This window comes from Demequina activiva, from assembly GCF_016862815.1.
In the GTDB taxonomy this organism is placed as follows: Bacteria; Actinomycetota; Actinomycetes; order Actinomycetales; family Demequinaceae; genus Demequina; species Demequina activiva.
The window spans coordinates 17833-31265 of sequence record NZ_BONR01000007.1 but is presented as its reverse complement, the minus strand read 5'-3'; the positions used below and the strand labels follow the sequence as shown (position 1 = coordinate 31265).

At 70.3% G+C, this 13433-nt stretch carries 14 protein-coding genes and 1 tRNA gene; 11 read left to right on the top strand and 4 right to left on the bottom strand.

The window, feature by feature from the left end:
• The first annotated feature begins 262 nt into the window (after window positions 1–262).
• The 7 genes from Dac01nite_RS12005 to Dac01nite_RS11975 all read left to right on the top strand — a co-directional run bounded on the left by Dac01nite_RS12005 (window position 263) and on the right by Dac01nite_RS11975 (window position 5297).
• Entirely contained in the window at window positions 263–679 is a 417-nt protein-coding gene (locus Dac01nite_RS12005) for a hypothetical protein (RefSeq protein WP_203657324.1), read from the top strand.
• Between the two features lie 5 nt (window positions 680–684).
• Complete coding sequence (locus Dac01nite_RS12000) at window positions 685–1113, top strand: hypothetical protein (protein ID WP_203657323.1); 429 nt, start codon at window positions 685–687, stop codon at window positions 1111–1113.
• The gene (locus Dac01nite_RS11995) at window positions 1110–1556 is read left to right on the top strand and encodes a hypothetical protein (RefSeq protein WP_203657322.1); all 447 of its coding nucleotides are present in this window, start codon (window positions 1110–1112) and stop codon (window positions 1554–1556) included. The genes Dac01nite_RS12000 and Dac01nite_RS11995 overlap by 4 nt, the downstream gene beginning before the upstream one ends.
• A 2-nt stretch (window positions 1557–1558) precedes the next feature.
• Complete coding sequence (locus Dac01nite_RS11990) at window positions 1559–1783, top strand: helix-turn-helix transcriptional regulator (RefSeq protein ID WP_203657321.1); 225 nt, start codon at window positions 1559–1561, stop codon at window positions 1781–1783.
• Between the two features lie 147 nt (window positions 1784–1930).
• On the top strand, window positions 1931–2647 hold the full coding sequence (locus Dac01nite_RS11985) for a DUF4386 domain-containing protein (protein ID WP_203657320.1): 717 nt from the start codon (window positions 1931–1933) through the stop codon (window positions 2645–2647).
• A gap of 26 nt (window positions 2648–2673) precedes the next feature.
• The gene (locus Dac01nite_RS11980) at window positions 2674–3699 is read left to right on the top strand and encodes an NAD(P)-dependent alcohol dehydrogenase (protein ID WP_203657318.1); all 1026 of its coding nucleotides are present in this window, start codon (window positions 2674–2676) and stop codon (window positions 3697–3699) included.
• A 257-nt stretch (window positions 3700–3956) separates the two neighbouring features.
• Complete coding sequence (locus Dac01nite_RS11975; protein ID WP_203657316.1) at window positions 3957–5297, top strand: MFS transporter; 1341 nt, start codon at window positions 3957–3959, stop codon at window positions 5295–5297.
• A gap of 68 nt (window positions 5298–5365) precedes the next feature.
• On the opposite strand, the gene Dac01nite_RS11970 is transcribed toward Dac01nite_RS11975, so the two are convergent.
• The 3 genes from Dac01nite_RS11970 to Dac01nite_RS11960 form a co-directional block, all read right to left on the bottom strand.
• Window positions 5366–5650 (bottom strand): DUF6458 family protein, encoded by a 285-nt coding sequence (locus Dac01nite_RS11970; RefSeq protein WP_203657314.1) that lies wholly within the window; start codon window positions 5648–5650, stop codon window positions 5366–5368.
• 153 nt (window positions 5651–5803) lie between these two features.
• Entirely contained in the window at window positions 5804–6454 is a 651-nt protein-coding gene (locus Dac01nite_RS11965; protein ID WP_203657312.1) for a hypothetical protein, read from the bottom strand.
• Between the two features lie 89 nt (window positions 6455–6543).
• Window positions 6544–7410 (bottom strand): hypothetical protein, encoded by an 867-nt coding sequence (locus Dac01nite_RS11960; RefSeq protein ID WP_203657310.1) that lies wholly within the window; start codon window positions 7408–7410, stop codon window positions 6544–6546.
• A gap of 74 nt (window positions 7411–7484) precedes the next feature.
• Between Dac01nite_RS11960 and Dac01nite_RS11955 the strand changes: the two genes are divergently transcribed.
• The 4 genes from Dac01nite_RS11955 to Dac01nite_RS11940 all read left to right on the top strand — a co-directional run bounded on the left by Dac01nite_RS11955 (window position 7485) and on the right by Dac01nite_RS11940 (window position 12512).
• Window positions 7485–8396, top strand: coding sequence for an aldose epimerase family protein (locus tag Dac01nite_RS11955; RefSeq protein ID WP_203657308.1), 912 nt, complete (start codon window positions 7485–7487; stop codon window positions 8394–8396).
• 11 nt (window positions 8397–8407) lie between these two features.
• Window positions 8408–10909: a phage holin family protein gene (locus Dac01nite_RS11950; RefSeq protein ID WP_203657306.1), complete on the top strand. Its 2502-nt coding sequence runs from the start codon at window positions 8408–8410 to the stop codon at window positions 10907–10909.
• Window positions 10910–10941: 32 nt separating this feature from the next.
• Window positions 10942–11012, top strand: a tRNA-Gly gene (locus tag Dac01nite_RS11945).
• A 117-nt stretch (window positions 11013–11129) separates the two neighbouring features.
• Window positions 11130–12512, top strand: coding sequence for a UTP--glucose-1-phosphate uridylyltransferase (locus Dac01nite_RS11940; RefSeq protein WP_203657297.1), 1383 nt, complete (start codon window positions 11130–11132; stop codon window positions 12510–12512).
• Window positions 12513–12515: 3 nt separating this feature from the next.
• Here Dac01nite_RS11940 and Dac01nite_RS11935 read toward each other — a convergent pair whose 3' ends face one another.
• Window positions 12516–13430 carry a DUF4190 domain-containing protein gene (locus Dac01nite_RS11935; protein ID WP_203657295.1) on the bottom strand — a complete coding sequence of 305 codons (915 nt, stop codon included), beginning with the start codon at window positions 13428–13430 and terminating at the stop codon, window positions 12516–12518.
• Window positions 13431–13433: the final 3 nt, after the last annotated feature.

The following is a 13433-nucleotide window of genomic DNA, read 5'->3' as shown; positions in this document are numbered from 1 at the left end:
TCCTCGCTCCCACCCCGCCACGCTAGCCCACCGGACTCGACCCCAAGCGAACAGAACGACACGAACGAACCAACCGCCACCACGAGGGCCAACCTTGCCCGCTTCATGGCGCCCATCCCAACGTCCCACGACACCCCCTCAGCACCACTCCTGCCCCGCAGCCACCGCCGCACCGCCGCGCACGATGTCAAGAACTCTTGACACGGTGTCACCGCTGCCTTACATTCATCCATGTCAAGAACTCTTAACATCGGAGACGGGCATGACCTTCGAGCAGAAGACCCAGTGGGCGTACGGCTTCGCCGCCCTGGTCACCACGCTCGCCTACGCCGTGTGGCTGGCGGTGCAGCTGCAGGACACCGCGCCCCAGGACGTCACCTACGTCCCGGCGCTGCTGTGGACCCTGCTGGCCTCGTTCATCATCCACTCGTTGGGACGCGGCATGGCGTATGGCCGCCGCCCCAAGGACCGCCTCAGCGACGAGCGCGACCGTGAGGTCACGCGTCGCGGCGACGCCCTCACCTTCTACGTGTTCTCCGTGCTGGCCGCGATCCCGCTGGCGCTGGGCATGGCCGGCCTCGACGCGTTCTGGATCACCAACACCCTGTTCCTGGCCTTCGCGATCGCCGCCGTGTTCGGCGTGATCGCCAAGTCCGTCATCTACGCCCGGGGAGCGTGAGCACCATGGAGTTCTCTCAGCGCCACACCCTCGTGGGCACCGCGATCAGCATCGTCGCCATGCTCACCTACCTGACCATCCTCGTTGCGCGCGCCGTCACGGACGGCCTGCCGCTGGCGGAGGTCGCCTGGCAGGGGCCGATGCTGTGGTGCGTGGGCCTGGGCGGCGCGCTCTACGCCGTCGCCTTCGCGGTGATGCGAGCGCAGCACCGCGGGCAGCGCGTCAGCGACGAGCGCACCGAGCGCATCGACGTCCAGGCCGAGTTCGCCGCCTCCGGCATCACCGGACTGGCCGTCCTCGCAGCCATCGTGATGCTCGCGCTCGACGTCGACGCCTTCTGGGTCGCGAACACTCTGCTGATCGTCAGCTGGCTGGGCTCACTCGCCGGTGCGGCCGTCGCCATCGACGCCTACCGCGGAGGGCTGGACAAGTGACAGTCAACGAACGCGCCGTGTGGGCCACCCTCATCACCTTCCCGCTCGTGGGCGCCGTCTACTTCGCGGTGGTGCTCACGCGCGCAGCGGAGATGCCCGTGGATGAGGTCAGCTGGGTGGTGCCCATGATCTGGGCGATGGGACTGCTCATCGGCATGGTGATCCTGGGCACGATCGCAGCGTCGATCGCGACCGCGATTGCCGCCGAGGCCCGCGGTGAGACCGCGGAGCTCGAGGAGGGCGACGTCCGCGACAAGCAGATCGAACTGCTCGGCGATGCCAGGGCCTACCAGCTCTCGGGATTCGGCGGCCTGGCCGCGATCATCCTGCTGATGGTGGGCGCGGAGCCGTTCTGGGTCGCCAACACGCTGTTCCTGTCCGGCATCCTCACCGGGATGCTCGCCGCGGGCATCAAGATCCGGGCGTATCGGAACGGACTCTGACCATGCCCAAGACCAAGGTCACCAACTCCATCCGAGCGCTGCGGTTCGCGCACGGGGAGATGACGCAGGCCGATCTCGCGGAGCGCATCGGCGTCACCCGCCAGACGGTCATCGCCATCGAGCAGGGACGCTACTCGCCGTCCCTCGAGATGGCCTTCCAGATCGCGCGGGCGTTCGCCGTCCCGCTCGATGACGTCTTCCAGTACCCCGAGGAGGACCAGGCGTAGTCGCCCAGCGCCGGCCTGACGCCCGCGCCCCGACTGAACTCGTGCATCGGCCGTCCACACGGCCGGGCGCAGCACACCCTCACAGCGGTCACCGCAGGTGACCTCTACTCAGTGCACCCAGATTCGGGTGCAGGCAAAGGAGAGACCATGACCACCACTGACACCGTCCGGACCGCTCGCGGCGCCGGCGCCGCGTACCTCGGGCTCGGCATCACCGGGATGCTGGGCTTCCTGGTGCTCCGTCCACAGCTGTTCACCGACAGCCCTGCGCAGACCCTCGCGAACCTCGCCGATCAGCAGGCGCTCGCGCACACCGTGGTCGCCCTCGAGATGGGCATCGTGATCACCCAAGCGCTCGCCGCGATCTGGTTCTACCGACTCCTGCGGGACGTGCGCCCCGTCGCCGGGTTCGCCGTCGCGACCTTCGGCCTCATGAACGCGGCGGCCATCATGGCGTCCGGCGCCTTCATGATCACCGCGGTCACCATCGCCGGGGACCCATCGCTCGTGGAAGGCGCCGATGCTGCGGGCACCGTCAGCGTCCTGGCCACCCTGAGCGAGTCCTCCTGGGCCATGGGCACCATCTTCTTCGGACTGTGGCTGATTCCCATGGGGTGGGCTGCGATCACCACGCGACGCTTCCCCGTGGTGCTGGGCTGGCTGCTGGTCGCGGGTGGCGTGGGCTATGTGCTGTCGGGGCTGCTCGGCAACGGCGTGGCGAACGCTCCCACGTGGCTCGCCGAGGGCCTCGCCTATCCCGCGACGGTCGCGGAGTTCTGGATGATCGGCTACCTGCTCATCGTCGGCATCCGTCCCCGCACGGTGACGGCCCCCACCCGCACCCCCGTCAAGGCCGCAGCGTGAGCGCGGCACAGGAGATGGAGCACACCATGAAGCAGGAGACAGAGATGACCGCGCACACCCTCCCTGACACGATGACCGCAGTGACGCAGAGCCACTACGGCGAGGCCGACGTCCTCGCTCCCGAGCAGATCGAGCTCCCATCCCCGGGCCCCGACCAGGTGCTCATCCGCGTCGAGGCGGCGGCGCTCAACCCGGCGGACGTGTTCCTCATGAGGGGGCGGCCGGCCCTGGTGCGACTCAGCATGGGCCTCACCCGGCCCAAGGTGGGCGTGCGGGGATCCGACGTCGCCGGCACCGTGGTGGCGGTGGGCCACAAGGTCACGCACTGGCGGACCGGCGATCGCGTCTTCGGCGAGGCCGCCAGCGGCTCCCTCGCACACTTCGCGACAGCCGCGCAGGATCGGATCGCGCGCATCCCTAACGGCGTGACGGCGGCCGATGCCGCAGCGAGCGTGATGGCGGCGCTCGCCGCGCGCGACGGCCTGACGGCCGGCGGGCTGGGCGAGGGCGTCGACGGCGCCGGCAAGCGCGTGCTGATCGTCGGGGCGTCCGGCGGAATCGGATCCTTCGCGGTGCAGATCGCCAAGGCCGCCGGCGCGCACGTCACCGCCGTGTGCTCGGGACGCAATGCGGACGCGGTGAGGGCGCTGGGAGCGGACGCGGTCGTGGACTACACGCAGGAGGCCGTCACGGACCTGCCCGCGTGGTTCGACCTCGTCTTCGACAACGTGGGAGCGGATCCCATGGCATCCCTGCTGCGTCTCACCACCCCCACGGGCGTGGTGCTGCCCAACAGCGGTCTGGACGGCCCCGACGGCGGAGCGCTCGCGCGCGTCGTGAAGGCGTACACGCGACACCTGCTGCTGCGCCGGCGCTACCGCGCGTTCTACTCGGCACCGTCGACGGCCAAGCTCCAGGCCATCGGCCAGCTGCTCTCTGAGGGCACCATCGCACCGCTCGTGGACTCGGTGATGCCGCTCGAGCGCGGGTCCGAGGCCATGGCACGTGTGGCCTCCAAGCACGCGCGAGGCAAGGTGATCGTGACGCCGTGAGCGCAAAGTCCTGAGATCCCACCAACTCTCCAGAATTTGGCACCATTTTCATCGCCTGCGGCGAGAAAAGATGAAGAACGCTCCACCAGGGCGGACACACCCCGACCAGCCGATGCGCGGGCACCCCAGCGCCCCACGCATCGGCCGCCGTCGCGATGCTGGCGTGGAGGATCCTTCCTCACGAACGCCTGGAAACGATGAAAATGGTGCCAAATTCTGGAGACGGGAGGGGGTCCGGATCGGCGTAGGTTGGAGACATGCCCCGTCCCCGCAGTCGCACCTTCGCGTCGCTGGGCTTCTTCAACTACCGGCTGTGGTTCGCCGGTGCACTGGTCTCCAACGTGGGCACCTGGATGCAGCGGGTGGCCCAGGACTGGGTGGTGCTGACCGTCCTCACCGCGGACTCCGGCGTCGCCGTGGGAGTGGTCACGGCCCTGCAGTTCCTGCCGTTCCTGATCTTCGGTCCGTTCGCAGGCGTGCTCGCGGACCGCATCGAACCCCGGCGGCTGCTCATGGTCACCCAGGCCTCCTCCGCGGTCCTGGGCGTCTCGCTGGGAGCACTCGTGCTGCTGGGTCACGTGGAGCTGTGGCACATGTACGCCTTCGCGTTCGCGCTGGGCGTGGTCTCCGCGTTCGACATGCCGGTGCGGCAGACGTTCGTGAGCGCGCTGGTGCCGCAGGACTCACTGCCCAACGCCGTGGGCCTCAACAGCGCGTCCTTCAACGCCGCGCGGCTGATAGGCCCGGCGCTGGCCGGCTTCGCCGTCGCCGGGATCGGCAGCGGCTGGGTGTTCATCATCAACGGCCTCACGTTCGTGGCGACCATCGTCGCGCTGCTGCTGATGCGCACGGGCGAGCTCACGCCGTTCACGCGCGCGCCCCGCTCGCCAGGGCAGATCAAGGAGGGCCTGCGCTACGTGCGCGGCCGGCCGGAGCTCGTGGTGGTGATGATCGTGGTCTCGACGGTCGCGATGCTGGGCCTGAACTTCCAGCTCACCAGCGCGATGATGGCGCGCGTGGAGTTCGGGCGCGGCGCGGAGGAGTACGGGATCATCGGCTCCGTGCTCGCCATCGGCTCGCTGTCCGGCGCTCTGCTGGCGGCGCGTCGCAGCGAGGTGCGGCTGCGGCTCATCCTGGGCGCCGCGATGCTGTTCGGCATCTCCAGCGCGGTGATGGCCTCGATGCCCACGTTCACGCTGTACCTGATCTCCTCCACGGCGGTGGGGTTCTCCGCACTCACCATGCTGACCAGCGCGAACGCGTTCATCCAGACCACCACCCCGGCTCACGTCCGGGGACGCGTGATGGCGCTGTACTCGGTGGTGCTCATGGGCACCACGCCGTTGGGCAGCCCGCTCATCGGCTGGGTCGGGGAGCATGTGGGGCCGCGATGGGCCATCGGCGCCGGTGCGATCGCGTCCATCCTCGTGGCAGGAGGCGCCGTCGCATGGTCTGTGCGGTACTGGAACCTCGAGGTCACGGCGCACCGCCACCGCCCGCTGCTGGAGTTCAGCTATCCGCACCGGCCCACGGAGCGCGAGGACGCCCTGCTGCGACTGCGCGCCCAGCAGATCGAGGACGTCACCAACCAGACATAGCCCCGGGCACGCCGAGGGCCGCGCTCCCTGGACGGGAACGCGGCCCTCGAGCCTGCCATCACGGTCTGTCAGGCGGGCGGCGGGGTGCCGCCGGACTCCTCGGTGCGCTGCGTGACGGTGCCCTGCTGCTGCGGTGCGGGAGCCTGGCGGGGCTCCGTGGTGCGCGACTCGGTCACCGTGGTGCGCTTGCGGTTCTGAGCGTTCACGACGAGCGAGATGATCACCGCGAGCACGCCCGCTCCCATGAGGATCCACCCCACGAGGTACAGGTTGACGGCGTCAACGCTCTCGTTGAGGGCGAACGCAAGAATCGCGCCCACCGCGATCAAGAAAATGCCGGAACCAATAGCCATGGCCTTGCTCCTCCTCTGTGGCGGCGTCGCCGTGAGCGCGTGAGCGCTGGGGGCCATCCCCAGGCGTCGCCTGCACCCTCGCCAACGGCCGCGCTGGCCCCCGTATTCCCGCCCGGCCGTCGCATCGGCCCTCTAGCAGGGCCGATGCGCGCTTTAGCGGAGCGCTGCAGGGTCGAACGTGGTGGTCGGCACGGCCGAGGCGACCGGTGCGGGCGACGTGCGGCGGTTCTCGTACGCGAGAGCGATGGGAGGCAGCGCCGGGCCGCTGGTGACGCGACGTCCGGACCAGCGCACCACGAACGGGATCAGCAGTGCGCCGTAGACCACGTGCACGGTGCCCTCGAACGGCTGGTTGGCCTCGACGAACACCGGGTACAGCAGGGGCGCGAGCACCAGGAAGTTGAGCATGTAGATGAAGGCGCCGTACAGGCATGCGGTCCACACACGGGTGACGTTGGACTCGAACTCGGAGGCCAGCAGGCCAAAGATCGCGCCGTACGTGATCGACAGACCCACGTGGACCGCCCATCCCACCGCCAGACTGGTCTGACCGGTGGCGAAGTACTCGTCGGGCTGCACGATGGTGGCGATCATGTGGATGATCGTGTCCGCCGGCAACTGCGCGTCCGCCAGGAACCACATCTGCAGCAGACCGAACAGCACGCCTGCCGCCAGGCCGCCGATGGCGCCCCTGAGCACCATGTAGCGGCGGGTGTCCCACCGGCTGCTCTTCGACTCCTCGTTCTGGCCCGCGACCTGTGCCGTGGCCTGGCCCCTGCCCTGTGTCGTGCTCGAACCGCTCATGATGTCCGCCCCTCAGCGTCAACGTGGCGCGTGTGTCGCACCTGAGCAGTGTTCGCGGCCGCGGCGCCTGCGGATTGGACCGAGGGTGATCACTGTCCGCCGATCCCGTCGGATTCGCTGCCCTCCCCGCACGCGTCGAACAGCGCCTGCAGCGCCTCCCGCGTCGCACCGGTCGCGAGGTACTCGACGGTGATGCGCTCGCCCGCGACCTCGTACGTCGCGGTGAACACGAACGTCTTCTTGGACTCCGCGAACGCATGCGCATCGCAGCGCGTGGCCGTGATGGTCACCGGCACGGTCGCACTCGACTCGCTCGACTCGAGGGTCACCGGCAGCGCTTCCGGTGCCGGCTCGAGCGAGAAGATGACGTTGCCGGACAGTGAGACCAGGCGGGCAGGCTCTGCGGACGCACCACGGGAGAGCACCACCTGGGTCTCGAGCGCGTCCGCCACGGTGTCCAGCTGCCCGGAGAAGGATGGCGCGGCGGCGTCCGTGGCGATGCGCTGGCGACACTCGACGGCATTGATGTCCGCCAGCACCGCATCGTCGAGCGTGACGTCCCGGTCCGCGAGCACCTCGCCCTCGTAGGCCCTCACCTGCACCGTGGCGACGGAGTCGCCGCTTCCGGCGGGGCAGAGCGCCGGACCCAGCGGCACGCGCACCCGCGAGACCCACCCGGGCTCGAGCAGCACGTTGGTGGGCACGGTCCCGGATGGCCCAAAGTACGGGGAGGTCAGCGAGGCCGCCGTCACGATCCCCCGCTCGTCGCCGGGTGTCTCCACCTGGACCTCGACCATGCGATCGGCCTGCAGGGTGCGGGGGAAGGCCACCCCGCCATTCGTGGACACCGGTGGTGGCGACGGGCCGTCGGCGGAGCTGGAGGCAGGGGGGTCCGGCGCCAGCGAGCATGAGGCGACTGCCGCCACCACAGCGACCGCGCCTGCCAGTGTCCGCATGCTGCCCACGGTGACAGTGTGGCCCGGTCGCGCCGCCGGGGCGCGCCGACGTGCCCATGCGCCACAATGGCTCCATGCCTGAGATCCTGACGCTGCAGAACGAGCGCTGGCGCGTGGGCCTGGTGCCGGAGACCGGAGGGTCCGTCGCATTCGGCCAGCTGCGCATCGGTGACGAGTGGCAGGACGTGATGCGTCCCACGCCGGACAGCGACCTGACCGTCGCCGCGCACACCGCGTCCTACCCTCTGGTGCCGTGGTCCAACCGCATCCGCTCCGGCCTGCTGCGCTGGGCGGGCCGCGAGTACCAGCTGCGCGTCAACTTCCCCGACGGGACCGCCATCCACGGCGCGGGCAAGGACTACCCGTGGACGGTCGCGGAGGCCTCGGACACGCGTGCGGTCCTGGAGTTCGCGTCCCGCGACGTCTACGGCGTGAACTGGCCCTGGACCTTCACCGCGCGCTTCACGTTCGCGCTCGACGGCGACCGCTTCACGTGGACGTACGGCGTCGAGAACACGGACCACGAAACCTTCCCCGCGGGATTCGGTCACCACCCGTACTTTCTGCGTCAGGTCGCGGGCAGCGCCGATGCTCGACTGCAGGTCGAGATGGACAAGGCCTACGAGCTGGTCGACTGCCTGCCCGGTGGCGAGGCCGGGCAGATCCGGCCGGACGCGGACTTCCGTGAGGCGCGCGAGCTGGGCCACGCGTTCGTAGACGACTGCTTCGCGGGCCGGCGCGGGGAGCGACTGGCCACGATCGAGTGGCCGGGCGCACTGGCGCTGGACTGGCACGCGGACCCGCTGATCGAGCACGCCGTGCTGTACATCCCTGAGGGCCGGGACTTCTTCGCGTTCGAGCCGGTCTCCAACGCGAACGACGCCTTCAACCTCGACGCGGACGGAGTGGCCGGCGCGGGCGTGTTCCTGGTGCAGCCGGGAGAGACCCGCACCGCGTCCTTCTCCCTCACCGCGCGCGACGTCTGAGCGGGTGAGCCATGACCGGTGATGCGCGGCGCAGGCCGCTCAGCGTCACCGCTCTCATCATCCTCACCGCCCTGGGCGGGCTGCTGGTGCTCGCACTCGGCCTGCTCATCCTCGCCGCGCTCGCGTTCGCGGAGGAGCCAGTGGCTCAGACGGCCGATGTGGTGGCCGTGGGGGTGGTGTTCGCGGTCCTGGGCGCGGCCCAGGTGGGCGTCGCGGTCGCGCTCGCGCGGCGTCGCAACGGCGCGCGCGTGATCCTCACCGTGGTGCTGGCGTTCGGGCTGCTCTCCGCGGCCTACGACGCCCTGAGCGGACGCCAGGAGGACGGCACGCTGACGGCCGCGCTCGTGGTGCTGAACACGGTGCTGGTGTTCTTCGCGTGGGACGCACCCGCCCGGCGCTGGTTCCAGTCGGAGCGCGAGCGGCGCATCGGCCGCAGCGTCTCCCGGACCACGCGCGGGCCGTGGCGACGAGCCGCCGAGGTTCTCGCGCAGGTGGCGGTGCTGGGGCTCACCATCTGGGTCACACCCGGCGTGAGCGCGGATGCCTGGTACTCGGTGGTGCTTGCCGCCGTCGCCGTCGCGATCGTGACGTGGGCGCTGCAGCCGGCCACGCTGTTCGTGGCCGGCAGGTTCGGATGGGTGGGCGCGCTCGCGATGGCGCTGTTCGCGCAGGCGGTCACTCTGGGGCTGGCGCTGTGGTGGTCGCCCGGCATCGAGGTCGCGTCCGTGTGGTGGGCCCTGTTCGCCTCGTGGGTGTTCGCGATCCTGACCGCGGTGCTCTCGTGGGCCTTCTCCGTGGGCACGGACGACTACCTGCTCGTCCACGCGTCGCGCATGGCGCTGGATCCCTCGGAGCGCCCGGAGGACGGCCAGCGGGGGGTCATCTTCGTCCAGCTCGACGGCGTCCCGGCGCCGCTGCTCGAGGAGCAGATGCGCGCTGGCAACCTTCCCACCATCTCCCGCTGGATCCGCTCCGGGTCCCACACGTGGACCGGGTGGACGGCTCGCGTGCCGTCCACCACGCCCGTGTCGCAGGCGGGCATCCTGCATGGGGGCAACGAGAACATCCCGGCCTTCCGCTGGTGGGACCGCGAGCTGGGCCGGCTGCTGGTCGCCAACCGCCCGGCCGATGCGGCGGTGATCGAGGCGCGCGTGTCCAACGGCCGTGGACTGCTCGCGGATGACGGCGTGTCGATCTCGAACCTGTTCTCCGGCGACGCGACGCGCTCCTACCTGACCATGAGCGCTCTGGGCAGAGCAGGCCGTGCCGTGAACTCGTCCCACTCGTACTCGACGTTCTTCGCGCACCCCGCGGGCTTCTCCCGCGCGCTGGTGCTCACCGTGGGAGAGATGCTCAAGGAGCTCGCGCAGGCGTGGCGCCAGGAGCGGCGCGACGTGCAGCCGCGCGTCCATCGCGGCGGCGCGTATGTGCTGCTGCGAGGCGTGACCAACGTGATGCTGCGCGACCTCAACCTGTCGCTCGTGGTCGAGCAGATGAGCCGCGGGGCCAAGTCCGTGTACGTGGACTTCGTCGACTACGACGAGATCGCCCACCACGCCGGGGTGACTCGCCCCGAGTCGCTCGCGTCGCTCTATGGGCTCGATGGGGTGGTGGGCACCCTCGAGCGTTTCGCCGCGTCCGGCCTCGCGGCCCGCGACTACGACATCGTGCTGGTCTCCGACCACGGCCAGAGCCAGGGCTCCACCTTCCTGCAGCGCTCCGGTGTCTCCCTCGAGGCCTTCGTCGCGGCGCACACGGGCGGGCGTGCCGTCGATGTGGGCCGTGACCGCGAGGGCGCCGGTGCGCCGGCCGAGCTGCTGGTGCGCGAGCTCGCCGGGGAAGGATCGCGATCCGCACGCGCTGCTCAGCGCGCCATCGCACGCTCCGACCAGAGGGACGATGCGCGGGACGTCGATGCCGTACCGGTCGCTCCCGGCTCCACCGAGCCGTCGCTGGCCGTCGTGGGCTCCGGCAACCTGGGCGGGATCTGGTTCACGGATCAGGATCACGGGCTGGAGCTCACTGAGATCGAGCAGCTGCATCCGGGACTCGTGGGCGCGCTCGCCGGGCATGACGTGATCGCGTTCGCGGTGGTGCGGACCGCCGATGGCCCGGTGGCGATCGGCAGGAACGGCAGCCGCGAACTCCACACCGGCGTGGTGACCGGCTCCGATCCCCTCGCCGGCTACCCCGAGCAGGCAGCCTCGGACTTCGCCCGCGCATCGGCCTTCCCCGACGCTCCGGACATCTACGTCAACTCCATCTACGACCCCGTACTGGACGAGGTCGCCGCGTTCGAGGAGCTCGTGGGCTGCCACGGCGGCGTGGGCGGCTGGCAGACCCAGCCGCTTCTCGTCTACCCAGCCGAGTGGCGCATCGGCCGGGACCTGGTGGACCCGCGCGGCAGGCTGCATGGCGCGGATGCCGTGCATCGCCAGCTGGTGCGGTGGCTCGAGGAGCTGGGTCACCGAGCCGAGCTGGCCGATTCTGAGGCGAGCGCCGAGCGCGGCTAGTATGGTGGCCTGCACCGCCTGAGGCGGTGCGCGCGGGTGTAGTTCAATGGTAGAACTTCAGCTTCCCAAGCTGATAGCGCGGGTTCGATTCCCGTCACCCGCTCTTCCTCGAACGTCCGCGCAGAGCGCCCCCTCCCTTCACCTCACGCCACCAAGTTTTCACCTTCGGTCGCGACTGTGACCGGTCCCAGCCCAGAGGGCCATCCCCTAGGCTGTGGCCATGAGCGCTGAAGGACTTGCCCAGGCCCAGCAGAAGATGCGCGAAGGGGGCGTCACCCCCGCCGCGATCGACGTCTTCACGCACTACTACGGCGAGCTCGAGGCCGGCGCGACCGGCCTGATCCGCGAGGACACCATCGAGCCGCTGACTGACCCCGACCACCTGGCGGACGTGGACGTGGATGAGGACGCCGCTCGCGAGGCGCTCGCCAAGACCGCCATCATCAAGCTCAATGGCGGACTGGGCACCTCGATGGGCATGGACCGCGCCAAGTCGCTGCTGCCCGTGCGCGGCGACAGCACCTTCCTGGATCTCATCGCCGGCCAGGTACGCACGGCGCGCGAGGCCACGGGCGCCCGCCTGCCGCTGGTGCTGATGAACTCCTTCCGCACCCAGGAGGACTCGCTCGCCGCCCTCGCGAAGCACCCCGACATCGCGATCGAGGGGCTGCCGCTGGACTTCCTCCAGAACCGTGAGCCCAAGCTGCGCGTGGACGACCTCACCCCCGTCGAGTGGCCCGCGGATCCGTCCCTCGAATGGTGCCCTCCCGGCCACGGCGACATCTACACGGCCCTGTTGGCCTCGGGAGTGCTCGAGCGCCTGCTCGACGCCGGATTCCGCTACGCCAGCGCCTCGAACTCGGACAACCTGGGCGCCGTGCCGAGCGCCCGCATCGCCGGCTGGTTCGCGGCCTCCGGCGCTCCCTACGCCGCGGAGCTGTGCCACCGCACCGCGGCGGACCGCAAGGGCGGCCACCTCGCCGTGCGCAAATCCGACGGTCAGCTCATCCTGCGCGACACCGCCCAGACGGCGCCCGAGGAGATGCACTACTTCACGGACGAGCACCACCACCCGTTCTTCCACACCAACAACCTGTGGTGGGACCTCGAGAAGCTGCACGCAGCGCTCACCGAGCGCGGCGCGGTGCTGGGCCTTCCTTTGATCCGCAACACCAAGACGGTGGACCCCACGGACCCCAGCTCGCCGGAGGTCTATCAGGTGGAGTCCGCGATGGGCGCGGCGATCGAGGTCTTCGAGGGCGCCACCGCCATCGTGGTGGGCCGCGACCGGTTCCTGCCCGTCAAGACCACCAACGATCTGCTCACGCTGCGCTCGGACGCCTACCGGCTCGACGAGGACGGCGCACTGCGTCTCGACGTGGACGCAGCGCCGCTGGTGGACCTCGACTCGCGCTTCTACAAGACCATGACGGGCTTCGACGCCCGGTTCCCGGCGGGTGCACCGTCGCTGCGCGCGGCGCAGTCCCTGACCGTCAAGGGCGACTGGACCTTCGGTGCCGATGTCGTGGTCACCGGCAACGCCTCGCTGGAGGACGCCGACGTGCCGGGCACCGTCGCGGACGGCGTCACTCTCGAGGGCTGAGGCCTACTCCGCGGAGCAGGCTCCCTGCGCCATGCCGCCCGTCGCGGTGTACGACATCGCGGTCTGATTGCCCCCCGCGTAGGTGATCTCCAGGCACCAGTCGGTGGCCGTCGTGCCGGTGAAGGTGAGCGCGTGCTGCGTCTCCAGATGCGGTGCGATGGTCTCGCCGGCGACGCTGTAGCCGGCGTCGACCTGCTCGACGTCGGGAAGCGCGCCCGTCTCGACTGCGTGCGTGGCGGCAGCCGCGCCCACGGCGGTCACGTCCTGCTGCGCCTGGGCATCGATCGCCTCGGGCGAGGTGGTCTGCGTGAGCAGCAGGTACACGCCGGCGACGGTGGCGATCAGTCCCAGGTAGCCCAGCACCAGCCCGGCGATCGCAAAGCTGCGGTGGCGCGCACGGCCCCTCTTGGCCGCGCCGAGACCCAGGTGACCAAGGATGATCGCGACAGGGCTGAGCAGGAGTGCGCCGGTGATGAACGCCGTGACGCCCATCCAGTCGCGGTCGGGCTCGCCGACGGGCTCGGCCTGAGGCTCCTCGACGCCGGAAGGCCGCTCAACGCCATCGGTGTCGCTGGCGGTGCCCGCCAGAACCACGGGATCCAACACCTGTGTCGCTTCGTGGTCCTGCGCGTCCGGTGCGTCCTGGACGGGGTCGATCACCTCGGTGGGGGCGGGATCCGCCGATGCGGGCGCCGGCGCAGGCTCGGGTGCTGGCTCCACGACGGGCGCTTCCGCCGTCGCCTCGGGAGCTGCGTCGGTGGTGGCGCCGGGGGTCTCCTCCGAGGGCTGCGCCGGTGACTCGTGGACGGGCTGGCCGATGATCGCCTCCCAGGGCGACGCGGCCGGACCATCAGCCGCTGGCGACTGCGCACCGGGCGCGGCCGCGCCGGGCTGCTCCGGCTTGTCAGGGTTGGACATGGC